At 63.7% G+C, this 24,772-nt stretch carries 23 protein-coding genes; 15 read left to right on the top strand and 8 right to left on the bottom strand.

Going from position 1 to position 24,772, the window contains the following annotated elements:
* Positions 1-85 precede the first annotated feature (85 nt).
* A complete protein-coding gene (locus ACSFA3_RS01805) occupies positions 86-2,149 on the top strand; it encodes a carbon starvation CstA family protein (RefSeq protein ID WP_435503696.1) in 2,064 nt (687 codons plus the stop codon).
* Positions 2,149-2,364 (top strand): YbdD/YjiX family protein, encoded by a 216-nt coding sequence (locus ACSFA3_RS01800; protein ID WP_435503695.1) that lies wholly within the window; start codon positions 2,149-2,151, stop codon positions 2,362-2,364. The genes ACSFA3_RS01805 and ACSFA3_RS01800 overlap by 1 nt, the downstream gene beginning before the upstream one ends.
* A 126-nt stretch (positions 2,365-2,490) precedes the next feature.
* On the opposite strand, the gene ygfZ is transcribed toward ACSFA3_RS01800, so the two are convergent.
* A complete protein-coding gene (ygfZ, locus tag ACSFA3_RS01795) occupies positions 2,491-3,414 on the bottom strand; it encodes a CAF17-like 4Fe-4S cluster assembly/insertion protein YgfZ (RefSeq protein ID WP_435503694.1) in 924 nt (307 codons plus the stop codon).
* 84 nt (positions 3,415-3,498) lie between these two features.
* Between ygfZ and mltG the strand changes: the two genes are divergently transcribed.
* The 10 genes from mltG to ACSFA3_RS01745 all read left to right on the top strand — a co-directional run bounded on the left by mltG (position 3,499) and on the right by ACSFA3_RS01745 (position 13,427).
* Complete coding sequence (mltG, locus tag ACSFA3_RS01790; RefSeq protein WP_435503693.1) at positions 3,499-4,521, top strand: endolytic transglycosylase MltG; 1,023 nt, start codon at positions 3,499-3,501, stop codon at positions 4,519-4,521.
* 5 nt (positions 4,522-4,526) lie between these two features.
* Complete coding sequence (gene tmk, locus ACSFA3_RS01785) at positions 4,527-5,174, top strand: dTMP kinase (protein WP_435503692.1); 648 nt, start codon at positions 4,527-4,529, stop codon at positions 5,172-5,174.
* The gene (locus tag ACSFA3_RS01780) at positions 5,171-6,184 is read left to right on the top strand and encodes a DNA polymerase III subunit delta' (protein ID WP_435503691.1); all 1,014 of its coding nucleotides are present in this window, start codon (positions 5,171-5,173) and stop codon (positions 6,182-6,184) included. The genes tmk and ACSFA3_RS01780 overlap by 4 nt, the downstream gene beginning before the upstream one ends.
* Positions 6,181-6,555 carry a PilZ domain-containing protein gene (locus tag ACSFA3_RS01775; protein WP_435503690.1) on the top strand — a complete coding sequence of 125 codons (375 nt, stop codon included), beginning with the start codon at positions 6,181-6,183 and terminating at the stop codon, positions 6,553-6,555. The genes ACSFA3_RS01780 and ACSFA3_RS01775 overlap by 4 nt, the downstream gene beginning before the upstream one ends.
* Before the next feature lie 64 nt (positions 6,556-6,619).
* A complete protein-coding gene (locus ACSFA3_RS01770; protein ID WP_435504926.1) occupies positions 6,620-7,438 on the top strand; it encodes a TatD family hydrolase in 819 nt (272 codons plus the stop codon).
* Entirely contained in the window at positions 7,420-8,055 is a 636-nt protein-coding gene (locus ACSFA3_RS01765) for an ankyrin repeat domain-containing protein (RefSeq protein ID WP_435503689.1), read from the top strand. Before ACSFA3_RS01770 ends, ACSFA3_RS01765 begins: the two co-directional genes overlap by 19 nt.
* A 132-nt stretch (positions 8,056-8,187) precedes the next feature.
* Positions 8,188-9,786, top strand: coding sequence for an ABC transporter substrate-binding protein (locus ACSFA3_RS01760; RefSeq protein ID WP_435503688.1), 1,599 nt, complete (start codon positions 8,188-8,190; stop codon positions 9,784-9,786).
* A gap of 7 nt (positions 9,787-9,793) precedes the next feature.
* Positions 9,794-10,759, top strand: a complete 966-nt coding sequence (locus ACSFA3_RS01755; protein ID WP_435503687.1) for an ABC transporter permease — start codon at positions 9,794-9,796, stop codon at positions 10,757-10,759.
* Positions 10,756-11,688, top strand: a complete 933-nt coding sequence (locus ACSFA3_RS01750; RefSeq protein ID WP_435503686.1) for an ABC transporter permease — start codon at positions 10,756-10,758, stop codon at positions 11,686-11,688. Before ACSFA3_RS01755 ends, ACSFA3_RS01750 begins: the two co-directional genes overlap by 4 nt.
* Entirely contained in the window at positions 11,685-13,427 is a 1,743-nt protein-coding gene (locus ACSFA3_RS01745; protein ID WP_435503685.1) for a dipeptide ABC transporter ATP-binding protein, read from the top strand. The genes ACSFA3_RS01750 and ACSFA3_RS01745 overlap by 4 nt, the downstream gene beginning before the upstream one ends.
* 22 nt (positions 13,428-13,449) lie before the next feature.
* Here ACSFA3_RS01745 and ACSFA3_RS01740 read toward each other — a convergent pair whose 3' ends face one another.
* Entirely contained in the window at positions 13,450-13,956 is a 507-nt protein-coding gene (locus ACSFA3_RS01740) for a hypothetical protein (RefSeq protein WP_435503684.1), read from the bottom strand.
* 210 nt (positions 13,957-14,166) lie between these two features.
* Here ACSFA3_RS01740 and ACSFA3_RS01735 point away from each other — a divergent pair, with 210 nt between their 5' ends.
* Positions 14,167-14,457: a DUF1330 domain-containing protein gene (locus ACSFA3_RS01735; RefSeq protein ID WP_435503683.1), complete on the top strand. Its 291-nt coding sequence runs from the start codon at positions 14,167-14,169 to the stop codon at positions 14,455-14,457.
* 19 nt (positions 14,458-14,476) lie between these two features.
* On the opposite strand, the gene ACSFA3_RS01730 is transcribed toward ACSFA3_RS01735, so the two are convergent.
* The 4 genes from ACSFA3_RS01730 to ACSFA3_RS01715 form a co-directional block, all read right to left on the bottom strand.
* The gene (locus tag ACSFA3_RS01730; RefSeq protein WP_435503682.1) at positions 14,477-15,502 is read right to left on the bottom strand and encodes a tyrosine-type recombinase/integrase; all 1,026 of its coding nucleotides are present in this window, start codon (positions 15,500-15,502) and stop codon (positions 14,477-14,479) included.
* 694 nt (positions 15,503-16,196) lie between these two features.
* Positions 16,197-16,772: a DUF4142 domain-containing protein gene (locus tag ACSFA3_RS01725; protein WP_435503681.1), complete on the bottom strand. Its 576-nt coding sequence runs from the start codon at positions 16,770-16,772 to the stop codon at positions 16,197-16,199.
* A gap of 123 nt (positions 16,773-16,895) precedes the next feature.
* Positions 16,896-19,907: a bifunctional diguanylate cyclase/phosphodiesterase gene (locus ACSFA3_RS01720; RefSeq protein ID WP_435503680.1), complete on the bottom strand. Its 3,012-nt coding sequence runs from the start codon at positions 19,905-19,907 to the stop codon at positions 16,896-16,898.
* Positions 19,904-21,001, bottom strand: coding sequence for a TRAP transporter substrate-binding protein (locus ACSFA3_RS01715; RefSeq protein ID WP_435503679.1), 1,098 nt, complete (start codon positions 20,999-21,001; stop codon positions 19,904-19,906). Before ACSFA3_RS01715 ends, ACSFA3_RS01720 begins: the two co-directional genes overlap by 4 nt.
* A 133-nt stretch (positions 21,002-21,134) precedes the next feature.
* Between ACSFA3_RS01715 and ACSFA3_RS01710 the strand changes: the two genes are divergently transcribed.
* Entirely contained in the window at positions 21,135-22,391 is a 1,257-nt protein-coding gene (locus tag ACSFA3_RS01710; RefSeq protein ID WP_435503678.1) for a lytic murein transglycosylase, read from the top strand.
* 21 nt (positions 22,392-22,412) lie between these two features.
* Here the strand turns inward: ACSFA3_RS01710 and ACSFA3_RS01705 are convergent, their stop codons facing one another.
* A complete protein-coding gene (locus ACSFA3_RS01705; RefSeq protein WP_435503677.1) occupies positions 22,413-22,613 on the bottom strand; it encodes a hypothetical protein in 201 nt (66 codons plus the stop codon).
* A gap of 210 nt (positions 22,614-22,823) precedes the next feature.
* On the opposite strand from ACSFA3_RS01705, the gene aroQ reads away from it, so the two are divergent.
* Positions 22,824-23,303 carry a type II 3-dehydroquinate dehydratase gene (gene aroQ / locus ACSFA3_RS01700; RefSeq protein ID WP_435503676.1) on the top strand — a complete coding sequence of 160 codons (480 nt, stop codon included), beginning with the start codon at positions 22,824-22,826 and terminating at the stop codon, positions 23,301-23,303.
* A gap of 49 nt (positions 23,304-23,352) precedes the next feature.
* Here aroQ and ACSFA3_RS01695 read toward each other — a convergent pair whose 3' ends face one another.
* Complete coding sequence (locus tag ACSFA3_RS01695; RefSeq protein ID WP_435503675.1) at positions 23,353-24,768, bottom strand: MFS transporter; 1,416 nt, start codon at positions 24,766-24,768, stop codon at positions 23,353-23,355.
* Positions 24,769-24,772 lie beyond the last annotated feature (4 nt).

Raw genomic sequence — 24,772 nt, 5'->3', positions numbered from 1 at the left:
CGCGCAGGCGAAGCGCGCGGTGTGACGGATGGCAGCGCTGCCGATGGAGGGAACACTTCGGGGACTTCCCCCTGGAGACAAATCAATGCAAAGCATCCGCCGCCACCTGCTGTGGCTCGTCGTCGCGATCGTCGGCGCCTTCGCGCTCGGCACCGTCGCACTTTCGCGAGGCGAAGCGATCAGCGCGCTTTGGATCGTGGTCGCCGCGGTCTGCGTCTACCTGATCGCCTACCGCTACTACAGCCTGTTCATCGCCGACAAGGTGCTGGGGCTCGACGCGCGGCGCCAGACGCCGGCCCATCGTCACAACGACGGCCTCGACTACGTGCCGACCGACAAGAACGTGCTCTTCGGCCACCACTTCGCGGCGATTGCAGGCGCCGGTCCGCTGGTCGGCCCGGTGCTGGCGGCGCAGATGGGCTACCTGCCCGGATTGCTGTGGATTCTTGCAGGCGTGGTGTTTGCCGGCGCTGTGCAGGATTTCATCATCCTGTTCATCTCGACGCGGCGCGACGGCAAGTCGCTCGGCGACCTGATCAAGCAGGAGATGGGCATCGTGCCGGGGATGATCGCGCTCTTCGGCACCTTCATGATCATGATCATCATCCTGGCGGTGCTGGCGCTGATCGTGGTGAAGGCGCTGGCCGAATCGCCGTGGGGCGCATTCACCGTGGGCGCGACGATTCCGGTGGCGCTCTTCATGGGCGTGTACCTGCGCTACATCCGGCCGGGACGCATCGGAGAGGTGTCGATCATCGGCTTCGTGCTGCTGATGCTCGCGATCTTCGGCGGCCAGGCCGTGAGCCAGAACCCGGAATGGGCGGCGATGTTCACCTTCGACGGCAAGTCGCTGACCTGGATGCTGATCGGCTACGGCTTCATCGCCGCGACGCTGCCGGTCTGGCTGCTGCTGGCGCCACGCGATTATTTGTCTACCTTCCTGAAGATCGGCACGATCCTCGCGCTGGCCATCGGCATCGTGTTCGTCGCGCCGACGCTGCAGATGCCGGCCGTGACGCAATTCGCTGCCGGCAACGGCCCGGTGTGGTCGGGAAGCCTGTTCCCGTTCCTGTTCATCACCATCGCCTGCGGAGCCGTCTCCGGTTTCCACGCGCTGATCTCGTCGGGCACCACGCCGAAGATGATCGACAACGAAAGCCACGCGCGTTTCATCGGTTACGGCGGCATGCTGGCCGAATCCTTCGTCGCGGTGATGGCGCTGGTCGCGGCATCGTGCATCGAGCCCGGCATCTACTTCGCGATGAACAGCCCGGCCGCGCTGGTCGGCAGCGATCCGGTGACCGTGGCACAGACGATTTCCAGCTGGGGCTTCGTCGTGACGCCCGAGATGCTGATCCAGACCGCGAAAGACGTCGGCGAAACGACCATCCTCGGCCGCACCGGCGGCGCTCCGACGCTGGCGGTCGGCATGGCGCACATCCTTCACCAGGCACTTGGCGGTCCGGGAATGATGGCTTTCTGGTATCACTTCGCGATCCTGTTCGAGGCGCTGTTCATCCTGACGGCAGTCGATGCAGGTACGCGCGCCGGTCGCTTCATGCTGCAGGACCTGCTCGGCAGCTTCGTGCCGGCGCTCGGCAAGACCGATTCGCTGCCGGCGAATCTGGTCGCCACCGGACTCACCGTCGCTGCCTGGGGCTATTTTCTCTACCAGGGCGTGGTCGATCCGCTGGGCGGCATCAACACGCTGTGGCCGCTGTTTGGCATCTCCAACCAGATGCTGGCCGCCGTCGCGCTGCTGCTGGGCACCGTCGTGCTGTTCCGCATGAAGCGCGAGCGTTATGCCTGGGTGGCCGTGGTGCCGACCGTCTGGCTGCTGGCCTGCACGCTGACAGCCGGCTGGCTGAAGATCTTCTCGCCGGACCCCAAGGTCGGCTTCCTGGCGCATGCCGCAAAGTACGCCGACGGACTGGCGCGGGGCGTGCTGATCGCGCCGGCCAAGACGCCCGAGGCAATGGCGCGCATCGTCTTCAACGACAGGCTCGACGCCGCGTTGTGCGCGCTGTTCATCTTCGTGGTGCTGAGCGTGCTGTTCTACAGCGTGAAAGCCTGCCTGGCCGCGCGGCGCGTGAACCATCCGACCGTGCACGAGACGCCGTTCAAGGCGTTGGAACCGGTGCGCACCTGATGTTCAATTCGGGCATGAGCCTGCCGGAAGCCGGCCGTTACCTCGGCCGCGCGATGGGGCAGACGTTGCGGCTGATGGTCGGACAGCCGGACTACGGTGCGTACGTGCGGCACATGGCTATGACGCATCCGGATCAGGCGCCGATGACCGAGGTGACGTTTTTCAGGGAGCGGGAGCAGGCGCGGTATGGCGGGGGCAGGGGCCGTTGCTGCTAGATGTTGCTCGCCCCCAGGCTTGCTCGCTTCGCGTAGCCGCCAACCCCCTGCCGGGGGCGATACCAGCGGCCGGGCGAAGCCCGTTCCGCGGTATCTCTGGACCCGAAGCGGGTCCGATGTCGAGGATCAAATGTCGGCAAGCAATTCGTAGGGCAGGGGCTGCACCTGCAACGCCGGGCCGGTCGCGCTGATCGCATGCAGTGGCCCGGCCTCCAGAGCGGAGGTCTGCATCGACACCAGCGCCGCCCATCCGCCGTCCGGCGCCGGTGCTGCCTGCACTACCGTTCCAACGGGTTGTTCCGAGTCGCTCGCTGCAAACACTTCCTGCCCGGCCTCGACCTGTGCATCGGCGCTCACGACATAAGCGCGGCGCTTGAGCGTCCCGCGAAACTGACTACGCGCGACGACCTCCTGGCCCGGATAGCAGCCTTTCTTGAAGTTCACGCCGCCGACGGATTCGTAGTTCAGCATCTGCGGCACGAAGGCCTCGACAACCGGCAGCGTCAGCGTCGCGATGCCGCTGCGGATTTCGCTCCAGGCCCAAGTTGCAGGGTCGATCGCGTCGCCGACAGGCGCGGGAGAGGCGAGCGGGGCAATCGACAGCGCGCGCGACACGCCGTCGGCGGGGTACAGGGCGATGATGCTGATGTCATTGACTGCCTTCCGGGTGCCTGGCGCAGCTTCGGAATCCCCGCCATTGGCCGCGATGGCGCTTCCCGCCAACCCATACAGAGCGAAATCGCCGGTCGCATCGGTCAGCTTGAGCTTCGCGCGCATCACGAACATCGACAGCCGCTTCAGCGTCTGCGCCAGGATGTCCTTGCTGATGACCAGCAGCACCAGTTCCGGCGTCGGCCGGATGCCGATGAAGCTGGCGATCATCCGGCCCTTGGCCGTGCAGAGCGCTGCTAGCCGGGCCTCGTCGGCTTTGAGCAGCGCGAAGTCCTGCGTCAGCTGTCCGTGCAGGAAATTGGCAGCATCGGGGCCTTCGGCGCGGATCACGCCGAGATTCGAAAGCGGGGTTACACCATGAAAAGCGACTGTGTTCATCGCTGAATTATCATGGCCGGCCACGACCCGCCCGGCTGGCAAGGCCAACGGCGCTCAGCCTTCCTCCGCAATTCAATCCATCCCTTGCGACGCTTTTTCCTCACTGTTTTCCTGCTCGCCGCCTTGGCCGTGCTCGGCACCGGTGCCTGGGGGCTCTGGTGGCTGCATCGTCCGCTCGATCTTCCGTCGCCCACAGTGGATCTTTCCGTCGAACCCGGGACGACGCCGCGCGGCGTGGCCGAGGCGGTCGTGGCGACGGGTACCCGCGTCCATCCGCAGCTTCTCTACGCGTGGTTTCGTTTTTCCGGGCAGGACCGGCAGATCCGCGCCGGCAGTTATGAGCTCGAGCGCGGCGTCACACCGCGCACCTTGTTGAACACGCTGGTTCGCGGGGAAGAGGCGACACGCAGCGTCGTGCTGGTCGAGGGATGGAATTTCCGTCAGGTGCGTGCGGCGCTGGCCAAGGCCGAACAGCTGAAACCAGACACGGTCGGCGTGACCGACGAAGCGCTGATGACGCGTCTCGGCAAGCCCGGCCTCCATCCGGAAGGCCGCTTCTTCCCGGATACCTATACCTATTCGAAGGGCTCGACCGACGTCGCGTTGTTGCAGCGCGCCATGCGGGCCATGGACAAGAAGCTCGACGCAGCCTGGGCCGCCCGCGCAAACGACATTCCGCTGAAAACGGCCGATGAGGCGCTGATACTGGCAAGCATTGTCGAGAAGGAGACAGGCCAGTCCAAGGATCGACCCGAAGTCGCCGCCGTCTTCGCGAACCGTCTGCGCATCGGCATGCCGCTGCAGACCGATCCGACCGTGATCTACGGTCTCGGAACGGCCTACGACGGCAACATCCGCAAGAAGGACCTGCAGACCGATACGCCCTGGAACACCTACACCCGCCGCGGCCTGCCGCCGACGCCGATCGCGATGCCCGGTCAGGCGGCATTGCTGGCTGCGGTTCGACCGGCGTCGAGCAAATCGCTCTATTTCGTTTCGCGCGGCGACGGCAGCAGCCAGTTCAGCCCGTCGCTCGACGAGCACAACCGGGCGGTGAACCGTTATCAGCGCGGTATCGAACCCAAGCAGCCGCAAAGCGGACAGTGAGCACCATGCCGAACGCACTTCCGAACGCCTTTTTCCTTACGCTCGAAGGTATCGACGGCGCCGGCAAGTCCAGCCACATCGATGCGCTGGAGGCGATGTTCGTCGCGGCCGGCCGACAGGTGACACGCACGCGCGAACCCGGCGGCACGCCGCTGGCCGAGAACCTGCGCAACATGGTGCTGAACGAGCCGATGGATCCGCTGACCGAGTCGCTGCTGGTCTTCGCGGCGCGGCGGGATCACATCGTCCGGGTGATCGAACCGGCGCTTGCTCGCGGCGACGTCGTGCTGTGCGACCGCTTCACCGACGCCACTTTCGCCTACCAGGGCGGCGGGCGCGGTTTCGATCTGCAGGTGCTGTCGACGCTGGAACGCTGGGTGCAGTCGCAGGACGGGTTTGCCGATCTGCTGCAGCCCGATCTCACGTTGTGGTTCACGCTGCCGCCCGAGATCGCAGCCGAACGTCTTGCCGGTGCGCGCGTTCCGGACCGTTTCGAATCGCAGCCGCTCGAATTCTTCCAGCGCGTCGCCGACGGTTATGCCGCGCGTGCGAATGCCGCGCCGACGCGCTTCGCCCGGATCGCGGCTGACCGGCCGCGCGAAGAGGTGTGGGCGCAGATCGAATCCGCGCTGAAAGAACGGGGCATTGCATGACGCAAACGCAGACAGCCTTGTCGCCCTGGCTCGTGGAGCCGCTGGCCAGTCTGCTGCGCCAGCGCGGCCACGCCTGGCTGCTGCAGGGACCGTCCGGACTCGGCCAGTACGAACTCGCCTTGGCGCTGGCGAGGACCTGGCTCTGCGAAAACCCGAGCGATGCGGGCGCCTGCGGCCATTGCGGCAGCTGTCACGCCATCGACGTACGAACGCATGCCGACCTCTGCGTGCTGATGCCCGAAGTCGCGATGCAGGAACTCGGCTGGCCGCTGGACGAGAAGACCCAGTCCGACATCGACGACAAGAAGCGCAAGGCCAGCCGTGAAATCCGCGTCGAGGCGATGCGCGATGCGGTCGGGTTCGCCCAGCGCACCAGCGCGCGCGGGCGTGGCAAGGTCATGCTGGTATACCCGGCGGAACGCATGAACGCGATCACGGCCAACGCCTTGTTGAAGACGCTCGAGGAGCCGGTCGGCGACGTGCGTTTCGTGCTGGCGAGCGAGGCGGCCTGGCAATTGCTGCCGACGATTCGCAGCCGCTGCATCGCCTTCAACCTGCCCTGGCCCGAAGCGGCACAGGCCGAAGCCTGGCTGGCAAGCCACGATATTCCGGCCGCCGATGCGCCCGCACTGCTGCGAGCCGCTGGCGGACGACCGCGCGACGCACTGCGGATGGCGCGTAACGGCCAGTCGCCGAAGGCGTGGTCGCTGCTGCCGAAGGCGATGCTGCGGGGCGAGGTTGCGGCGCTGGCCGATCAGGCGCCGCCGCAGGCTGTCGATACGCTGCTGAAGATCTGCCACGACCTGATGGCAATGGGCAGCGGCGCCGAGCCGCGTTTCTTTACCGTGGCCGAATTGCCACCGCCGCCGTCGGCAATTGCGTTGGCACGGTGGTGTAAATCGTTAACAAATGCTGCAAAAACTGCAGAGCATCCGTTCAACGCCGGGTTGATGCTGGAAGCTTTGGTGAGCGAAGCGCGAAGCGCCCTAAACTCGCCGGGTCGCCCATGAACACACCCATCTCCAGCAATACTTCGCTTTCTCCACGCCCCAGCGTGATTCAGCTGGCTATCAAGGAGAAGGGCGCTTTGTACGCTGCATATATTCCGCTGTTTGCCGAAGGCGGAATCTTCATTCCGACATCGCGCGAATATCGCCTGGGCGACGATGTCTATGTGCTTCTGACGTTGCCGGACGATCCGCAGCGCTATCCGGTTGCCGGCAAAGTTGCCTGGATCACGCCGGCGCGTGCGGCGGGCAGCCGCGCTCCGGGCGTCGGCATCCGTTTTCCGGCCGACGAGAAATCCCGGCAGCTCAAGGCGCGCATCGAAGAAGCGCTCGGCGCCGCAATGGCCTCCGACCGGCCGACGCAGACCATTTGAGTCAAAGTCGGCAGCCCTGCCGGCCTTCCTGTTTTTCCCGTGTCGTTCAACCGGCGCGATTGCCATGTTCACAGACTCCCACTGTCACCTGACCTATCCCGAACTCGCCGACAACATCGTGCAGATTCGCGCCGCGATGGCCGAAGCGCAGGTCGACCGCGCGCTCTGTATCTGCACCACGCTGGAGGAATTCGACGCCGTTCAGACAATGGCGGCGCGTTTCGACAACTTCTGGGCCAGTGTCGGCGTGCATCCGGACAATGAAGACATTGCAGAGCCCAGCATCGACGACCTGGTGCGGCGCTCCGAATTGCCAAAAGTCGTCGCCATCGGTGAAACGGGTCTGGACTATTACCAGATGGCCGAGCGCAAAGGCGGTCGCACCATTGCGGACATGGAATGGCAGCGCGACCGATTCCGAGTTCATATTCGTGCAGCGCAGCAGGTGAAGAAGCCGCTCGTCATTCATACCCGCGATGCGTCGGCCGACACGCTGGCGATATTGAAGGAAGAGGGCGAAGACGGCCGGGTCGGCTCCGCCGGCGGCGTCTTTCATTGCTTTACCGAGACTGCGGAAGTCGCGCGTACGGCGCTCGACCTGGGTTTCTACATTTCCTTTTCGGGCATCCTGACGTTCAAGAAAGCGCAGGACATTCGCGATGTCGCGGCATTCGTGCCGCTCGACCGCATGCTGATCGAAACCGACAGCCCGTATCTCGCTCCGATTCCCTACCGCGGCAAGACCAACAGTCCCGCTTATGTTCCCTATGTCGCCCGTCAGATTGCGGAGCTTCGAGGAATATCGGTCGAAGCCATTGCCGAGGCCACCAGCCTCAATTTCGAGACCCTATTTTCAGGTATTCAATGCTCATCCAATTGCTGAAGAAGTCATCGTATCTTCTTCTCCTGGTTGCATCTTTTGCAGCGCACGCCGACACGACCGTCGATTTCTTCAGAGCAGTCCGCAGCGACAACGCCAGCGGCGTCAGGAGCCTTGTCCAGCGCGGCTTCGATCCCAACACGCGCGACGAGAAGGGCCAGACAGGCTTGTTGGTCGCACTGCGCGAACCGTCTCCGCGCGTCATCGACGTATTGCTCGCTTCGCCGAAGACCAATGTCGAAGCTCGTAATGAAAACGACGAAAGTCCTCTGATGCTTGCCTCGATCAAGGGCCAGCAGGATCTCGTCGAAAAGCTGATCGCACGCGACGCCGATATCAACAAACCGGGATGGACGCCGCTGCATTACGCAGCGAGCAGCGGCCAGGTTGCGATCATGAAATTGCTGCTGGACAAATACGCGTTCATCGATGCACCGTCGCCCAATGGCACCACGCCGCTGATGATGGCAGCGATGTACGGATCTGGTGCAAGCGTCAAATTGCTGCTCGATGAAGGTGCGGATACGGCAATGAAGAATCAGCAGGGCATGACGGCCCTGGATTTCGCGAAACGCGGCAATCGTCCGGACGCGATCGAAATGCTTTCGGCACCCAAGTAGCCGGTTCAAGTAGCCGGTAACTCAGCGGGGACAAGCCCGCTGATGCGTCTCGTGTCTTTGTATATTGGTAATAAGTCGTTTGCGGCCATTGCGGCGATCCATAGACTTCTTTTATCTCTACAAGGCTCATTCATGATTCGTAAACTTCTGGTCGCAACCATGCTGGCCGCCGGTCTCCTGCAAGTCGCAGCCGTGCAAGCCGAAACCGTTCGCTGGGCGCGCAGTGCCGATCCCGCAACGCTCGACCCGCACGCCGTCAATACCGGCACCAACTTCAATCTGCTGCACCAGCTTTACGAACCACTGCTCATCCGCACGTACGACGGCAAATTGCAGGGTGCGATCGCCACTTCCTGGACGCTGACTTCCGACCCGACCGTCTGGGAATTCAAGCTGCGTCCGGGCGTCAAGTTCCATGACGGAACGCTGCTGACCGCCGATGACGTCGTCTTCTCGCTAAAACGCGCGCAGGCACCGACCTCGCAGCTGAAATCGCTTCTGTCTTCGGTCGACACGGTCACCAAGGTCGATCCGCTCACCGTTCGCGTGAAGACCAAGGGCCCTAACCTGATCTTTCCGAACAACCTGACGAATCTTTTCATCATGAGCGAGGCCTGGTCCAAGGCCAACAAGGCCGAAACCTCGCAGGACGTCGCCAGCAAAACCGAGAACTTTGCCACCCGCAACGTGAACGGCACCGGCCCGTACACCCTGGCTTCGCGCGAAGTCGATACGCGTACCGTGCTCAAGCAATTTCCTCAATACTGGGGACGCGGCCAGTTCCCGCTCGACGTGACCGAACTGGTCTACCTTCCGATCAAATCGCCGGCGACCCGCGTCGCTGCGCTGCTCTCGGGCGAAGTCGACTTCCTGCAGGACCTGCCGGCGCAGGACGTCGCCCGCCTGAAGGCCGACAACCGCCTGCGGATCACCGAAGGCCCGGAAAACCGTTCGATCTTCCTGGGCCTGAACGTCGGCGCGAAGGAGCTCAAGTACGGCGACGTGAAGGGCAAGAATCCGCTGTCGGACCCGAAAGTGCGCGAGGCCATGAATCTCGCTATCGACCGCGACGCGATCAAGACCGCCGTCATGCGTGGCCAGTCGATTCCGTCGGGCATCATCGCGCCGCGTTTCGTGAACGGCTACGAGAAAGCTTTTGCGGCTTACCCGAAAACCAATGTCGCGCAGGCCAAGAAGCTGCTCGCCGATGCCGGCTACCCGAACGGATTCGGTCTCACGCTGCACACGCCGAACGATCGCTATGTGAACGACGAAGCGATCAGCACCGCGATCTCAGGTTTCCTGGGCCGCATCGGCATCAAGACGACGGTTGTCGCGCGCCCGATCGCACTGCACAGCGTGGCCATCAATCAGGCAGACACCGATTTCTATCTGTTCGGCTGGGGCGTGCCGACCTATGACTCGGCTTACATCTTCGATTACCTCGTGCACACGCGCGGCAAGGACGGGCGCGGCCCGACCAACGCGACCGGCTACAGCAACCCGGACATCGACGCGAAGATCGTTTCGCTCGCGTCCGAAAGCGACAAGGGCAAGCGCGACGCCACCATCAAGGCGATCTGGCAGACGGTGCAGCAGGAGCGTTTCTATATTCCGCTGCACGATCAGGTGCTGACGTACGCATCGACGCCGAAGCTCGACATTCCGGTGAGCCCGGAGAACACACCGTTCTTCAAGTTCGTGAAGGTCGCCAAGGCAGCAAGCAAGTAAGCCGCAGATGCTGGTTCATCTGTTGCGCCGGCTCGGCCAGTCCGTGCTGGTGCTGCTGGCCGTTTCGTTCATCTCGTTCCTGGTCTTCCGCCACATCGGCGATCCGACGATCAGCCTGCTCGGCGAGGACGCAACCATCGCCGACCGCACGGCGCTGATCTCGCAGCTCGGCTTCGACCGTCCGGTGCCGGAGCAGTACGTGCGCTATCTCGGCAATGTGCTGCAGGGCGACCTGGGTGTTTCGTATCGGCTGAAGCGGCCGGTCGCGGAACTGATTGCGGAACGGCTGCCGGCCACGCTGGAACTGGCGCTGGTCGCGGCCGTGTTCGCCGTCACCGGCGGCATCGCGCTCGGCGTTTACACAGCCATCAAGCGCGACAGCGCGGTGAGCCGGGCGATCATGACGGTGTCGCTGGTCGGCGTTTCGCTGCCAACTTTTCTGATCGGCATCGGACTGATCTATCTCTTTGCAGTCGAATTGCGCTGGCTGCCGTCTTTCGGGCGCGGTGAAACGGTGCAGCTTGGCGCCTGGAATACCGGGCTGCTCACCGCGTCGGGCTGGGCCTCGCTGATTTTGCCGGCGCTCACGCTCGGCCTCTACAAACTGACGCTGATCATGCGGCTGGTACGCGCCGAGATGCTGGAAGTCCTGCGCTCCGACTACATCCGCTTCGGCCGCGCGCGCGGACTGCGAGAGCGCGACCTGCACTATGGCCACGCGCTACGCAACACGCTGATTCCGGTCATCACCATCACCGGTCTGCAGATCGGCTCGCTGATCGCGTTCGCCATCGTGACCGAGACGGTGTTCCAGTGGCCGGGCGTCGGACTGCTGTTCATCTCCTCGATACAGGGCGTCGACGTGCCGGTGGTGGCCGCGTATCTGATGCTGATCGCGCTGCTGTACGTCACGATCAATCTGGTGGTGGATCTGCTGTACGTGCTGGTCGACCCACGGCTGCGTAAATCATGAAATCTTCTTCCAGACACTGGCGCAATGCGGATTCGCCGGTGCTGCGCGCGTTCGCCCGTTCGCGCACCGTGCAGATCGCTGCTTTTCTGCTGCTGCTGATCGCCTTCGCATCGATCTTCGCGCCGTGGATCGCGCGGCAGAACCCGTTCGATCCGGCCAATCTCGACCTGATCGACGCCTTCACGCCGCCGTGGAGCGAAGGCGTCACCGGCGCGTTCTACCCGCTGGGCGCCGACGACCAGGGCCGCGACGTGTTCTCGGCCATCCTCTACGGCTTGCGCATGTCGATGCTGGTCGGCGTGTCTGCCATCGCGCTGTCGCTGGCCATCGGCGTGCCGCTCGGCTTGGCTGCCGGTTACGTGGCTGGCGGCGCCGGCGGCTGGTTCGACACGCTGGTGATGCGGATTGCCGACGTGCAACTGACCTTTCCGGTGCTGCTGGTCGCGCTGCTGATCTTCGGCATCGCGCGCGGCTTGCTGCCGGCTGGCTATCGCGACGACATGGCGGTCTACGTGATCGTGCTGGCGATCGGGCTCTCGGACTGGGTGCAATACGCGCGCACCGTGCGCGGCGCAGTGCTGGTGGAGAAACACAAGGACTACGTCGCTGCGGCGCAGATCATCGGCCGCTCGCCGGCTGCCATCCTCCGCCACCACATCCTGCCCAACCTGATGGCGCCGGTGCTGGTGATCGCGGCGATCAGTTTCGCGCTGGCCATCGTCGCGGAATCGACGCTGTCGTATCTGGGCGTCGGCCTGCCGCCGACGCAGCCGTCGCTCGGCACGCTGATCCGCATCGGGCAAGGTTTCCTGTTCTCGGGCGAATGGTGGATTCTTCTTTTCCCCGGGCTGGTGCTGCTGGCCCTCGCGCTGTCGGTCAACCTCGTCGCCGACTGGTTGCGCGACGCGCTGAATCCGAAACTCCAATGAGCACATCAGACAACAAGCCCGTGCTCAGCGTCCGCGACCTCAGCGTCGAATTCGACACTTACCGCGGCACCGTTCGCGTGCTCGACGGTGTGTCATTCGACATCGCGCCGGGAGAAATCCTGGGCGTGGTCGGCGAATCCGGCGCGGGCAAATCCATGACCGGCGCCGCCGTCATCGGCCTCATCGATCCGCCCGGGCGCATCGCGAGCGGTTCGGTCGAACTGCACGGCGAGCGCATCGACACGCTGCGCGGCGAAGACATGCGACGGATTCGCGGACGCCATATCGGCAGCGTGTTCCAGGACCCGCTGACCAGCCTGAACCCGGTCTACACGATCGGGCGGCACCTGATCGAAACCATCCGCACGCACCTGCCGGTGACCGAGCAGGAGGCACGGCGGCGTGCGCTGGAACTGCTTGCGGACGTCGAGATTCCCGATCCCGCAACCCGGATCGACCTGTACCCGCACCAGTTTTCCGGCGGAATGCGGCAGCGTGTCGCCATCGCGCTGGCGCTCTGCGCCGAACCCGAACTGCTGATCGCCGACGAACCGACGACCGCGCTCGACGTGTCGGTACAGGCGCAGGTGATCCGCGTGTTTCGTCGCGTGTGTTGTGAACGTGGAACGGCCGCGATGCTCATCACGCACGACATGGGCGTCATTGCGCAGGCAGCCGACCGCGTCATGGTGATGTACCGCGGCCGCGTGCTCGAAACCGGCCCGGTGCGCGAAGTGCTCGACCGGCCGCGCGAGCCGTACACGCGAGCGCTGATGGCTGCGATCCCGTCCGTGCATCAACGGCTGCATCGACTGCCGGTGCCGGACATCGGCGCCGATATTGCAGCTGCTGCGACACTGCCGCCGGCCGTTGCCGAAGTGGAAGCGAAGGCACGGGGCACCATTGCAGAGCCGGCTTCACCGCTGATCCAGGTTCAGGGCCTCGCACGCGAGTTCGACCTGTCGGCCGGCTGGCTGGTCCGCACGCTGGCGCGGCAACCGAAAAAAGTGCTGCGCGCCGTCGACGACGTGCATTTCGACATCGTGCGCGGAGGCACGTTCGGGCTGGTCGGCGAGTCGGGATCGGGCAAATCGACCGTGGCGCGAATGATCGCCGGCCTGACGAAACCGACAGCCGGCCGCGTGCTGTTCGACGGCGTCGACCGCTGGGGCGGCGCTGCGGAAACGGCGGCGCTGCGCCGGCGTTTCCAGATGATTTTTCAGGATCCGTATGCGAGTTTGAACCCGCGCTGGAGGGTCGACCGTTTGATCGCAGAGCCGGTCGAGGTGCTCGGGCTGGCTGGCAGTGCGGACGAAACCGCAGAGCGCGTGTCCGAGGCGCTGCGCCGCGTGCGTATGTCGCCGGACGACGGGCGCAAATATCCGCACCAGTTTTCAGGTGGACAGCGGCAGCGCATCGCCATCGCGCGCGCGCTGGCGAGCCAGCCGGAGTTCATCGTCTGCGACGAGCCGACTTCGTCGCTGGACGTCTCCGTGCAGGCGCAGGTGCTGAATCTGATGCGAGACCTGCAGGACGAATTCGGACTGACCTATTTGCTGATCAGCCACAACCTGGCGGTGATCCGGCATATGTGCGATCACATCGGCGTGATGCAGCGTGGGAGGCTGGTGGAGCAGGGCGGCGCAGAGGAGGTGCTGGATGCGCCGCAGCATGCGTATACGCGGGAGCTGATGGCGGCCGTGCCGGATCCGCGGCAGCACCACCTTTCAACGAGCTAAGTCGTCTCCAGGCATTAGGTCCTCAAATCAGCTGGAACGCGCGTTGCGCACCAACTTGCGGCTGGATCGGCTGTTGCGCCGGCTGTTGCACAGGCTGTTGCACAGGTTGCTGAATTGGATGTTGAGCCACTTGCTGTACGGGACGCTGCACGCGGGGCGACCCCATGGGCTGCGGTTGGTTGAACGCCTCGATCCAATCCTGTTCCCATCCTGCCATCCACGCCATGTTTTCCTGGCGGTTCACGATAGCCGGATCCATGTTTCGATGGCCCTGAGAAGAAGGTTCGCGTCTGTATCCGATCAGTGAGCCGCGGACAGTTGTCGGCTCTTCATGTCCCGATGGTCGTCCGAACAGCGTGTTGGTCACACGTCGGAGCATGGCATCGGCGTGGACTGGCGTCGCTTGGGGGTTCGCGTGTTTTCTTGAAAACGGCTCGAGCAGGGGTTTGGCGGTTGGCGCACCTTTTGCCTCTGATTGCCGACGGGCTGGCGTGTGGGGAACGACTGGTGAAATGGCGTTACTGCGCATGGACGCTTTCTGGATGATGTGAGGAAGCGTCGAACTTAGGACTCGCGGACCCGTCTCGCGCTAGGAATCGTCTGATTGGACATGCAGGCAACCAAGAACGACCGATGACCGCCGACAACGTTTGTGCACGAGCCGATCGAGGAGTTCTTTCTCGTCGCTCGGGCAACCGTGGCACAGTCGCATCCTCCAACCATCACTTGAAGAGTTCACATGCCAAAAGCCTATTGGGTCAGCGTCTACAGCGCCGTCAACGACACCGAAAAACTTGCCGCCTACGCAAAGCTTGCGGGCCCCGCGCTGACTGCGAACGGCGGACGTTTTCTGGCGCGGGGCGAGCCGGCCAAGGTTTATGAAAAAGGCCAGATGCAGCGCACCGTCCTGCTCGAATTCGACAGCGTCGAGCAGGCAATGGCAGCGCACGACAGCCCGGCTTACCAGGAAGCGCTGGCCGCTCTGGGCGATGGCGTCGACCGGGAAATCCGCATTCTCGCGGGCGCCTGATTGTTGAAACAGCAGGTGCTCAAACGACGTCGGCCGGGCCCGGCACGATCCGGTCGTAACGTCCCATCGCTTCGGGCTCGATCCCAAGCCAACGTGCGACTTGCTCCGGCTCGGTCCCACGTCGCAGCTGGCGAATAGCGAAGGTGTGGCGAAGCCGGAACGATCCGCCCTCGGCGTTTTCGATACCGGCTTCCTCGAACACAGCCCGCGACGCCCGGTACTGCGAGTCCTTGCTCCAGGGTTTACCGGTGCGCGTGGACGGAAACAGATGCTCGCCCGGGATCCGGGCCTCGGCCCGCACCTGGAGCCAGTATTGAAGCAGTTCTCCCGCCCATGGTGCGACCGGCGTCTCGCGCGCCGGCGAGTTTCCGTTGCCCGGTACCGCGAGTTTCCACGGGCGAGCCTGCACGCGTCCACCCGGGATGGTGGGCGATGTCAACGAAAGCGCCCGAACGTCCCCGGGCGAAAGCCCGGCGCCGAGTTGTAGCGCGACCGAGACCCGATTGCGCACGTCCTGCCAGCTCATCGCAGCCTGGCTGTCGCGCCGGGCAGCCGAAACGCCGGGGCGAGGTCGGGCCGACGACAGGAACGTGATCAGCGTTTTAGCCTCGGCGACGGTGAGCGATTCCGGCAGGGGATCGGCTGTGGCAGCCTCCGAATAACGAACCCGCGGATTTGCCGCCAGCCAATGCGACGCTGCGAGGTTGGTGCGATGGCCGGCGTCGGCGGCATGGTGCATCAGCACGCGGTCGATCAATCGCATCAGCCGCAACGCATGCCGGGGTGAGAGCGAGAGATCCGAACTCTTGACGCCGTAGCGCGCTGCCTGGAAAGCCTGCAGATCCAGCGCATTGACGGAAGCCAGCGTCACAGGCGGTTTCTGACCCAGGCACCACGCGGTAAAGGCACCCCACATGTCGCGGTAGACCTGGACGGAGCCCGGTTCGCGTAGCAGGCCGGTCGCTTGCTTGTGGGCGATCCATTGCTGGAAGGCAGATTGGTGATCGGGAATTTCGGGATCGTCGAAGAGGGAGAGGTTGCTCATAAATACACTAACGGCAAACCATTATTGTGTCTCATTACTAATGCTTCGCCACCTCAAATTGCAAGATAGGTGATCCTATTAATCTCTATGCATATCAATCGGTATGCCGTTAGTGTATTTTTACGGTGTAGCTTTCTAGTTCAGCGGGGCGGGGCGGTGGAGTCCTGTTGAAGTCTTCAAAGCGCTCGCGTTATTCGCATTCAGCACATCAGTGCCAACTGCAAACAAGGTTCAGGAAAGAATGCTGCAGCGGGTGCAGGGCCAGCGATCGCTGGAACCATGCTCAATCAGTGCTGCGCCATTGGCTGCCTCGATCTCGTTCCTCAGGGGTTCGTGAAGAAGCGGAAGCCGATCAACAATCCGCCGATGCCAGCAGCAGCGCAAGCCATGGCGCCCAGCATCATCAGAACCAGGCCGATGGTCCTGGATGGCTTTCGTTCATTGGATGTCTGCGATGCAGATAGGGCCTCGCCAGGAAGGCGCTTGATGGTCTCGTTCGAATCTCTCGAAGGCTCAGGCTTTGTTTGTGTCATGCCGAATCGTACGGTAGACGCGCCAGGATCACTTTTCGCATACTTTATACAATGTATATTATGTTAAATCACTGAAGCGTTGAGCGGATGTGGAATGCCGGCGTCCCCTGCACGCTCCACTGAGCCCGCGTGCAGGCCCAACATTCCACCGCCACCACTGCCTACTTGGTGCCTGCAGATGCGCCACTAGCCGCCGCCAGCTTCTCGGCTGCTGCGAGGTGCGCCCGAAGCTTCGGCAACGTTTTCGCAGCAAAGTCTTTCACCTGCGGATCCTTGCCCTTGGCGACTGCCGCTTCGAACAGCTTGATGTCGGCCTTGTGGTCGTCCAGGCCGACGATCTTGATGTACTTCTCGTCGAACTCGGCCGGTGTCGATTTCGAGAGCATGTTCAGATCGGCCTTCTTTCCGTCGGGCATGTCGAGTGGCAAGCGCAGCGGCTTGGCGACGGCGATGGTCTTCAAGGTTTCGCTCGCGGCGGTGTGATCCTTGACCAGCATGGCCGCGTAGCGCTTGACATCGGCGTTCTGGGACTTCACGGCCGCCATCTTGGATGCCTCGATCTCGAAAAGCCCGCCGCCGGCCGCCTTGATCATGAACTCCCTGTCTTCGTCGGAAAGCGATTTGCTGGCCATGACGTCCTTGCCGCCGACAGCACTGGTCTGCGCCACGGCGCCTGTTACGGACGCGCCTGCCAAAGCAGCGACGAAAAGCACGGATACGAGTTTTTGGTTTTTCAATTGAGTCTTTCTGATTCGGATCCCGGAAGGATTCCTTGATCTCATCGAAGACTCGGCCGGCGTCGGCATGCACGCCGTGGGCCGACTCGCACTGTGGCTGTAGGCATCGGCAGGCGTCTTTCCTCACATCGTCTTGCGCTCGAAATCCGCAATCGGAACGGGTCGGCTGAAAAGAAAGCCCTGGAAGCGCGTGCATCCATGCTTTTCCAGAAAGATGCGCTGCTGTTCGGTTTCGACGCCCTCGGCGATCAGCTCGACATCCAGATTGCGTGCCATTCCAATGATGGTCTGGACGATCGTCTCGATCTTCGGATCGACGCCGATGCCGCCGACAAAGTATTTGTCGATCTTCAGCTGGTCCAGCGGCAATTGCGTCAGGTAAGACAGCGACGAATATCCGATGCCGAAGTCGTCCATCGAGAAGCGGATACCGAGCGACTTCAGCCGCTGCATCTTCCGGATCGTCTCCGGCACATGGCTCTGCAACAGGCTCTCGGTGAGCTCCAGCTTCAGCAGCCCGGGGTCGGCTCCCGACACGGCGATGGCCTTTTCCACCTCGTCGGCGAAATCGTCGCGCCGGAACTGGCGGGCGCTGACGTTGACGGCAATCTCGAGCTGCGATCGGCCAGGCACGCCGCGCCAGGCTGCGAGTTGCGCGCAGGCCATCTCCAGCACCTGGAGACCGAGCGGAACGATGAGTTCGGTGTCTTCCGCCACCGAAATGAACTCGCCCGGCAGAACCAGGCCGCGCTGCGGATGCTGCCAGCGGACGAGCGCCTCGACCCCGACGGTCGCGCCCGAACCGTCCACCTGGGTCTGGTAATAAAGCAAGAACTGATGCGCCGCGAGTGCCTCGCTGAGCTCGTTTTCGAGCACCGAACGCGCAGCCACTTCCGCCTGCATCTCGGGCTCGAAGAAGCGCAAGGCGTTGCCGCCAGCCGTCTTGGCGACATACATCGCGATGTCCGCCTGCTTCAGGATCTCCTCGATCGAGCGCTCGCCGCCGTCGAACAAGGCGATGCCAAGACTGCAGGTACGGTGGTAGGTCGTGGCGGTGTCGAGACGGAACGGCACATTCAGGGCGTCGATGATCCGCTCGCCGACCACGCGGACCTGGCTCCGGGCAGCCTCGCGACCTTCGCCGAGGTTTTCGAGCATGACGACGAACTCGTCGCCGCCGAGGCGGGCCACGACGTCGCCCGGCCGCACGTGGAGACTGATGCGCGCCGCCGCTTCCTTGAGCAACAGGTCGCCCATCGCATGGCCGAGCGCATCGTTGAGCATCTTGAAGTTGTCCAGATCCAGGAACAGCAAGGCGCCGTGGCGGCCGCTGCCCGGTTCGATCCGGACAGCGCCTTCCATCAGATCCAGAAGGAGTCGGCGGTTCGGCAGCCCGGTGAGGACGTCGTAGAAAGCCAGCTGCTGGATATGACGGGTGGCGAGCTCGGCCTGCGTGATGTCGCGCAGGATCACGATGTAGCTGGGCCGCTCGGTGCCTTCGGTCGGCTTGCGGGAAACCAGCACTTCGAAGAAGCGAGGCGATTCGGACATACCTTTCACCGCGAGTTCGAATTGCCGCACGCGGCGGCGCCCGGTGCCGCCCGACGCACCTGCCTCGCGAATCGCCTGCATGACCTGTTCGGCCGCCGGCGCAGGCAGCATCTCCCCGATCCTCCTGCCGACCGGTCCAACGTCCGCCGCAATGGCGCCCTGCCCCTGCGGCGCATGAAACCTGAGGCAGATGCCGTTCCGATCGAGTTCCAGCAATGTGTCGGGCAGCGCATCGAGCGTGGCTTGCAGCTGCGCACGTCCTTCGAGAAGCTGCGCCGTGTACCGTTTCTTCTCCGTCACGTCCTGGTAGATGCAGACGAGGCCGCCGTCGGGCGTCCGGTTCTTGGTCGACCGGATGACCCTGCCGTCGGGCAACACCAGTTCCTCTTCTTGCTCCTGCTTCCGATCCGGAGCGTTCGCCGCAGCCGGCAGGCGCCGATACTGCGCCGTCAGGTCGGCGATGGGCCGGAAAGGCCGGTCGAGGCCGGTCAGGTCTTTTGCTCTCGGGAATATGTCGTGGAACGAGCGATTCCAGACCAGCATCCTCTCGTCCGCATCGAGAAGCACGAAACCGACCTGCATGGATTCGAGCGCCTGATCGAGGGTGGCACGCGAGCGTTGACGCTCCATGCGCTCCGTCCACTGGCGCAGCAGGCGCTGGCGCAGGAACATCGCGCCGAGCACCAGTGCCGCGGCCACGACGCCGCCGATGCCGAAGATCACGTTGCGCTCGCGTCGCGAGTCGGCCAGCGCCGACGACAGCGGAATGCTGCCCGTGACCAGCATCTGAGTCTGCAGGCACGGACGAGCCACGACGACGGCCGGAACGGCACTGAGACGGGCGGGTCCGAGAAAGAAGGAGGCATCCTCGCGCCGTGGGCCTAGCGCACTGACCTGACGTCGCTCGCCCGGCACCAGGCCGGCCGGTGTACTTGCCAGCAACAGCCCGCTCTCGCGCTCGACCGTCACCTCCAGGCCGCCGATGTCCGCACCCTGGACCAGGATGTTCATCAGGAGGGCGATGTCCAGCTCCGCGACGACCACCACCCGGTTGCCGTCGGGCAGACGCAATGCACGCGCGAAATGAAGTACCGGTCTCGAAGTGGCCTGACTGACGACGGGTTCACCGATGAAAAGCGACGAAATCTTTTCCGCGAAGATGCTCTCGAGATAGCTTTCGGACAGCGGCAGCTTCGGGCTGCTGCCGCGCCCATGTTCTCCCGATGAAACCAGCACGCCACCGTCCGCGGAGATCAGGAAGAGCCTCTGGACGAGCGGATTCTGGTCGACACCCATGTCCATGAGCCGGGACGCCCGATCGCGCCCGTCCCTGCCCTTCAGTTCCGCCGTCCGAGGCACCAGTTCGCCGACGCCGGCCAGCAGGACGTCGACGCCCAGCACGGTACGGTTCAATGCAGCTTGTGCACCGCCGATGAACCGGATCGCCTGCTGTTCCACGTTGGTGAACGCACGCCGATGCAGCTCGCGGCTCGCGAGGAACGACGCCCCAGCCACCAGCATTACCGCGAGGAAGGCCGCGCCGTAAAGAAGTACCGCGCTGCGCGGTGAAGAACGGTTCGTCACCGGTAGGGAGGTGCCTTGATGCCGACGACGGGCCCGATGGTCGTGTCCCAGAGCTTCGTACAGTCCGGCCCGCAGCGTTCGACCCATCCAGGCAGCACCTGGCGCTCGAAGATCCGCTTCCGCAGGAGCTGGTCGGCTTGGGAAGGCCGCACGACAGCCAGCGCTTCGAGTGACCCTGGCGCGCATGTCGTCGTGGCATTGCAGGGCCGCGCAAAGTCCGATTCGCGCTCGGCCTCCTCCCAGATCGCGGCTTCGAGCTTCGGCATTTCCTTGAGCAGCAGAGCCCGGAGATCTTCCGGCAGGGATCGCCAGACGTCGAGGTTGGCGCCGAAGACGGCGACTCCCCACGAAACCGGAAGCGTGTAGATCGTCTTGGTCACGGCAGGGAGGCCGATGGCCTTGCCGGAGGTGGCGCCGGTGATCGCGCAATCGGTCGAACCCGAGCGGATGCTGGCAGTGACTTCGGAGAACGGCATCAGAACCGGGATTCCACCGACCGAAACGACGAAATCGGACTGCGTAGACGACGACACGCGCGTGCGCCGACCTGAAAGATCGGTCAGCCCGCGCAGCGGCTCCCTGCAGAACACAACCTGCGCCGGGTACATGTAGACGGCCAGCAATTCGGCGCCATGACGCTCCCGCATGGCGCTGGCAAGCGCCGGACGGAACGCGTCGACGACCTTTCTCAGCGTGGCGACGTCCGGACTAAGTGCCGCCAGGTCGGGCGCCGAAAGCTCTGGATATTGTCCCGCGACCAGGCCCAGCAAGGCAGTCCCGAACGGCACCACGCCGAGCCGGATGAGCGTCAGCATGTCCTGACCGGGAACGCCCGCGCGATCGAAGGGAACGATGCCGGCGGTGTAGCGGCCCGCGCTGAGCCTGCCGAGCGTCTGCGTCCAGAACGGCTCCTCGTGGCGCAGATACTGACTGACGTTGGCCAGCCCGCCGACGATGCGCAATCGCAACGCCTCGTTGGCAAATGGGGGCTGCGCGGGCTGCGCGGGCTGCGACCAGGCCTGGAAATGAGCGGCAAGGCAGAGGCCGAGCAGCCCGGCGGCGAGCCATTTGCGTGGTCCGGATGAAACAGGCATTGCGTGGTTCTTGTCGAGGGGTTTGTCTAGGTTCTTGTCGGTTTTTATTTTGACGATCGAGACACAATTCACATCACATTGTGTTGTACCAGTGATCGCCACCTCGTGGCTCTACGTGGCGAAAATCACAAACATGCACTTTTCCGTTTCTCTCCTCGCCGTTGCGTTGCTTGCCGGCTGCGCCCTGCGTTCGCAAAAACCTGATCTCGGTGCCAGCACCGGTGCGAATACGCAGACCGTCCACACGACATCCGCTTCGTCGCATGACGCCGCGTTCGCCGACTGGGTCAAGGAATTCCGTTGCAGCGCCCTTGCCTCCGGAATTGGCGAATCGACGCTCGACCGGAGTCTGAAAAACGTCACTTTCCTGCCTCGCGTCATCGACCTCGACCGGGCACAACCGGAGTTCACGCGCTCCGTCTGGGACTACCTCGACCGCACCGTCAGCGCTCAACGCGTGACGATGGGCAGGGAGATGCTGCAGCGCATCCGAAGCGAGGCGCCGAACGTTCTCCAGCAACAACAAACCGTGCCGCCCGAGGTGGTCGTGGCGATCTGGGGAATGGAGAGCAACTACGGCAGCAATTTCGGAAGCACATCGACCATCGACGCGCTGGCGACGCTGGGGTTCGAAGGACGGCGTTCTGGCTGGGCGCGCAACGAACTGCTGGCCGCGTTGAAGATCGTCGAGCGGGGTGACATCGCACCCGAACGGATGATCGGCTCCTGGGCCGGCGCGATGGGACAGACGCAGTTCCTGCCGTCCAGCTTCCTGGCGTACGCGATCGACGGCGATGGCGACGGGCGTCGAGACATCTGGAACAGCCTCCCCGATGTCGTCGCATCGACTGCCAACTATCTCGCGAAATCCGGCTGGCAGCCCGGACAGCCGTGGGGCGTCGAGGTTCGCCTGCCCGCCTTGTTCGATTACGTGCGTGCAGACCCTTCGGTCGTCCAGTCCGCGATGCAGTGGAATGCGGAGGGCGTGATGACGGTCGATGGAAGTCGGATGCCTGACTTCCCGGGTGCCTCGGTGCTATTGCCGGCCGGAGCGGGCGGCCCGGCCTTTCTCGTCGGCGCTAACTTTCGGGCCATCCTCAAATACAACAACTCGACCAGCTATGCGCTGGCAGTCGGGAGCCTGTCGCAGCAAATCACTGGCGGCCTGCCCATCCAGACCGTGTGGCCTCGCCAAATGACGCCACTAAGCAGGGCAGAGGTCGTCCAGATGCAGGAGGCGCTTGCAGCGAAAGGGTTTCCGAGCGGCGCCGCGGACGGCCTGTTCGGGCCTGCGACGCGCTCGGCATTGCGCTCGTACCAACGCGAGGTCGGACTGGTAGCGGACGGATTTCCGAACGCGGAATTGCTGCGGCGTCTGCTTCAGCCCTGAGCGCAAGCCCAGAGCGCAAATTCAGACTGCGCCTTTCCTGATGGCTTCTGCCTTCTTGTAGTCCGACAGCGGTGCGGGGTCGTCCTTCGACTCCGCCAGTTGCTCGGCTGCCTGCGCCCGTTCTTCCGCTTCTTTCTTCTCGTCGAGCTTCTCGATGGAGCGATCGAGTTCGGCCTCGATCGATTTGAGGGAGGGGTCTTTGCTGGAATTGGATTCGGTCATTTCTGTTTCAGGTGATGGTCGGATTCGAGTCGTCTGCCACCCGGACTTCTTGTCGTTTTTGTAGATGCCTGGCGCTGCATCACGATGCCATAGCTTCTCGCGTCCGAATCTCTCGCAGGGTTAAAACGCGGCGCTGTCCTGCATGCAGGTCGACCGCAATCACGCCTTCCACGTCGCTTAGGATTCAGGTTCAAGCATGGAGACCTACCGATGACCTACAAGATCCTGACGCTCAACGGCGTCAACCTCAACATGTTCGGCAAGCGCGACCCGGCGCAATACGGCACCGCGACGCTGGCCGAGATCGAGACCCGGCTGGCCGCACTGGGCAAGGAACTCGGCGCCGAAGTGGAAAGCTTCCAGACCAACATCGAAGGCGTGATGTGCGAACGCATCCATCAGGCCTTCACCGACGGCGTCGATGCGGTGCTGATCAACGCCGGCGCCTGGACGCACTACAGCTACGGCATCCGCGATGCGCTCGCGATCCTGAAGTGCCCGATCGTCGAGGTGCACATGTCGAACATCCACGCGCGCGAGCAGTTCCGGCACCACTCCGTGTTCGGTGAGATCGTGAGGGGATCGGTGTGCGGCTTCGGCGCCGACAGCTATCTGCTGGCACTAAGGGCTGCAGTTTCCGCGCTGGAAACCGCAGCCGCTTCAAAAGCCGCGGGTAATTCGAAGGGCTGAGACCTCGCCGGCGTCGCCTGCGCGCCGCCCGGTCCACCGCTTCGCTTTTTCAGGCGGCGGTGGCGCGGCCCAGCTTGGCATCGTCGATGGTCTGGCGGCGGAGCGCGTCGTACTCTGCCTTCGGCACCGGCACCGCATTCTTGTTGCCGAGGTCCTTCATGTGGACGCGGTAGGTTTCACGCGCCGTCCAGGCCGAGATCGCCGCGACGACGCAGATCGCCATGGTGATGAGGCCGATCGTCAGGGGGATGTTGGTGGCACCGGGAGGTGCGACGGTGACGAAAAGCACCGGCAGCATCGCCGTGACGGCGGTTCCCAGATTCTGCGAGATGGCCATGCCCGAAACGCGGGTGCGGGTCGGGAACATTTCCGGATAGAAGCTCGGGTACACGGCGTTGTAGCCCTGGTAGACCACACCCCACATCAGCAGCGACATCACGATGGCGAGCGGCACGTTGTGGATGCTGATGGCGTAGAGGTAGCAGAACGACAGCAGGCCCGCACCGATCGCGCCGACCATGATCGGGATACGACGGCCGATCTTGTCGGACAGCCGGCCCACGAACGGGATCACGGCCACGGCGACGATGTTGCCCATCACCGGAATCCAGAGATACACGTCTTTCTCGAAACCGATGCCGTAACCCGGCTGCACCGCGTAGGCGGCACCGAAGATGGTGGCGACCACCGGAATCACGTTCATCAGCGAACAGAGCATCACGCGCAACATGTCGCGCCAGCTTTCGGTCACGGCCTGAATCACCGGCGCCTTGGGCAGTGCGCCCTTGGCATCGACTTCGGTGAAGGCAGGCGTCTCGTCGACTTCACGGCGGATGATGTAGCCGGCCACGATCACGATGAAGCTCAGCAGGAACGGAATGCGCCATCCCCACGAGCTGAACTGTTCGGCCGGCATGTAGTGCGCCAGCGGCAGGAACACGGCCGCGGCCATGATCTGGCCGGCCTGCACCCCCTGCAGCGTGAAGCTGGCGAAATAGCCGCGACGGCCGAACGGCGAGTGCTCCAGGATCATCGAGCTGGCGCCCGAGATCTCGCCGGCCACCGCGAAGCCCTGCACCAGCCGCAACAGCACCAGCAGCGCCGGAGCCAGCAGGCCGACCTGGTCGTAGGTCGGCAGCAGGCCGACGGCCACGGTCGAGAAACCCATCAGGAACATGCAGATCACCAGCACCTGCTTGCGGCCGTGCGTGTCGCCCCAGTGACCGAGGAAGAAAGCGCCGATCGGTCGTGCCACGTAGCCGACGCCGTAGGTGGCAAGCGACGCGATGATGGCGATCTTCGGGTCGCCCTTGGGAAAGAAGATCTGCGGAAAGATCAGCGCGGCCGCGGTCGCGTAGATGAAGAAGTCGTAGTACTCCAGCGCCGAGCCGATCCAGCCGCTGGCTGTCGCTTTCTTCGTCTGGTGCCTGCCATGAGGCTCGTTGTGGGTTGCTGGATTTGCCATTGGT

The sequence above is a fragment of the Variovorax glucosi genome (assembly GCF_051216695.1).
Lineage (GTDB): Bacteria > Pseudomonadota > Gammaproteobacteria > Burkholderiales > Burkholderiaceae_C > Variovorax.
Note: the sequence above shows the minus strand (reverse complement) of the source record. Positions and strands in the feature narration are given on the sequence as shown.

Excerpts from the sequence above, each read along its gene's own strand:
- ACSFA3_RS01710 (WP_435503678.1), top strand. The coding sequence starts at position 21,135 with ATGCACTTTTCCGTTTCTCTCCTCGCCGTTGCGTTGCTTGCCGGCTGC.
- ACSFA3_RS01715 (WP_435503679.1), bottom strand. The coding sequence starts at position 21,001 with ATGCCTGTTTCATCCGGACCACGCAAATGGCTCGCCGCCGGGCTGCTC.
- ACSFA3_RS01735 (WP_435503683.1), top strand. The coding sequence starts at position 14,167 with ATGCCAAAAGCCTATTGGGTCAGCGTCTACAGCGCCGTCAACGACACC.
- ACSFA3_RS01755 (WP_435503687.1), top strand. The coding sequence starts at position 9,794 with ATGCTGGTTCATCTGTTGCGCCGGCTCGGCCAGTCCGTGCTGGTGCTG.
- ACSFA3_RS01695 (WP_435503675.1), bottom strand. The coding sequence starts at position 24,768 with ATGGCAAATCCAGCAACCCACAACGAGCCTCATGGCAGGCACCAGACG.
- ACSFA3_RS01780 (WP_435503691.1), top strand. The coding sequence starts at position 5,171 with ATGACGCAAACGCAGACAGCCTTGTCGCCCTGGCTCGTGGAGCCGCTG.
- aroQ (WP_435503676.1), top strand. The coding sequence starts at position 22,824 with ATGACCTACAAGATCCTGACGCTCAACGGCGTCAACCTCAACATGTTC.
- ACSFA3_RS01705 (WP_435503677.1), bottom strand. The coding sequence starts at position 22,613 with ATGACCGAATCCAATTCCAGCAAAGACCCCTCCCTCAAATCGATCGAG.
- tmk (WP_435503692.1), top strand. The coding sequence starts at position 4,527 with ATGCCGAACGCACTTCCGAACGCCTTTTTCCTTACGCTCGAAGGTATC.
- ACSFA3_RS01745 (WP_435503685.1), top strand. The coding sequence starts at position 11,685 with ATGAGCACATCAGACAACAAGCCCGTGCTCAGCGTCCGCGACCTCAGC.
- ACSFA3_RS01750 (WP_435503686.1), top strand. The coding sequence starts at position 10,756 with ATGAAATCTTCTTCCAGACACTGGCGCAATGCGGATTCGCCGGTGCTG.
- ACSFA3_RS01760 (WP_435503688.1), top strand. The coding sequence starts at position 8,188 with ATGATTCGTAAACTTCTGGTCGCAACCATGCTGGCCGCCGGTCTCCTG.
- ACSFA3_RS01800 (WP_435503695.1), top strand. The coding sequence starts at position 2,149 with ATGTTCAATTCGGGCATGAGCCTGCCGGAAGCCGGCCGTTACCTCGGC.
- ACSFA3_RS01765 (WP_435503689.1), top strand. The coding sequence starts at position 7,420 with ATGCTCATCCAATTGCTGAAGAAGTCATCGTATCTTCTTCTCCTGGTT.
- ACSFA3_RS01805 (WP_435503696.1), top strand. The coding sequence starts at position 86 with ATGCAAAGCATCCGCCGCCACCTGCTGTGGCTCGTCGTCGCGATCGTC.
- ACSFA3_RS01770 (WP_435504926.1), top strand. The coding sequence starts at position 6,620 with ATGTTCACAGACTCCCACTGTCACCTGACCTATCCCGAACTCGCCGAC.
- ACSFA3_RS01730 (WP_435503682.1), bottom strand. The coding sequence starts at position 15,502 with ATGAGCAACCTCTCCCTCTTCGACGATCCCGAAATTCCCGATCACCAA.
- ACSFA3_RS01775 (WP_435503690.1), top strand. The coding sequence starts at position 6,181 with ATGAACACACCCATCTCCAGCAATACTTCGCTTTCTCCACGCCCCAGC.
- ACSFA3_RS01740 (WP_435503684.1), bottom strand. The coding sequence starts at position 13,956 with ATGCGCAGTAACGCCATTTCACCAGTCGTTCCCCACACGCCAGCCCGT.
- ygfZ (WP_435503694.1), bottom strand. The coding sequence starts at position 3,414 with ATGAACACAGTCGCTTTTCATGGTGTAACCCCGCTTTCGAATCTCGGC.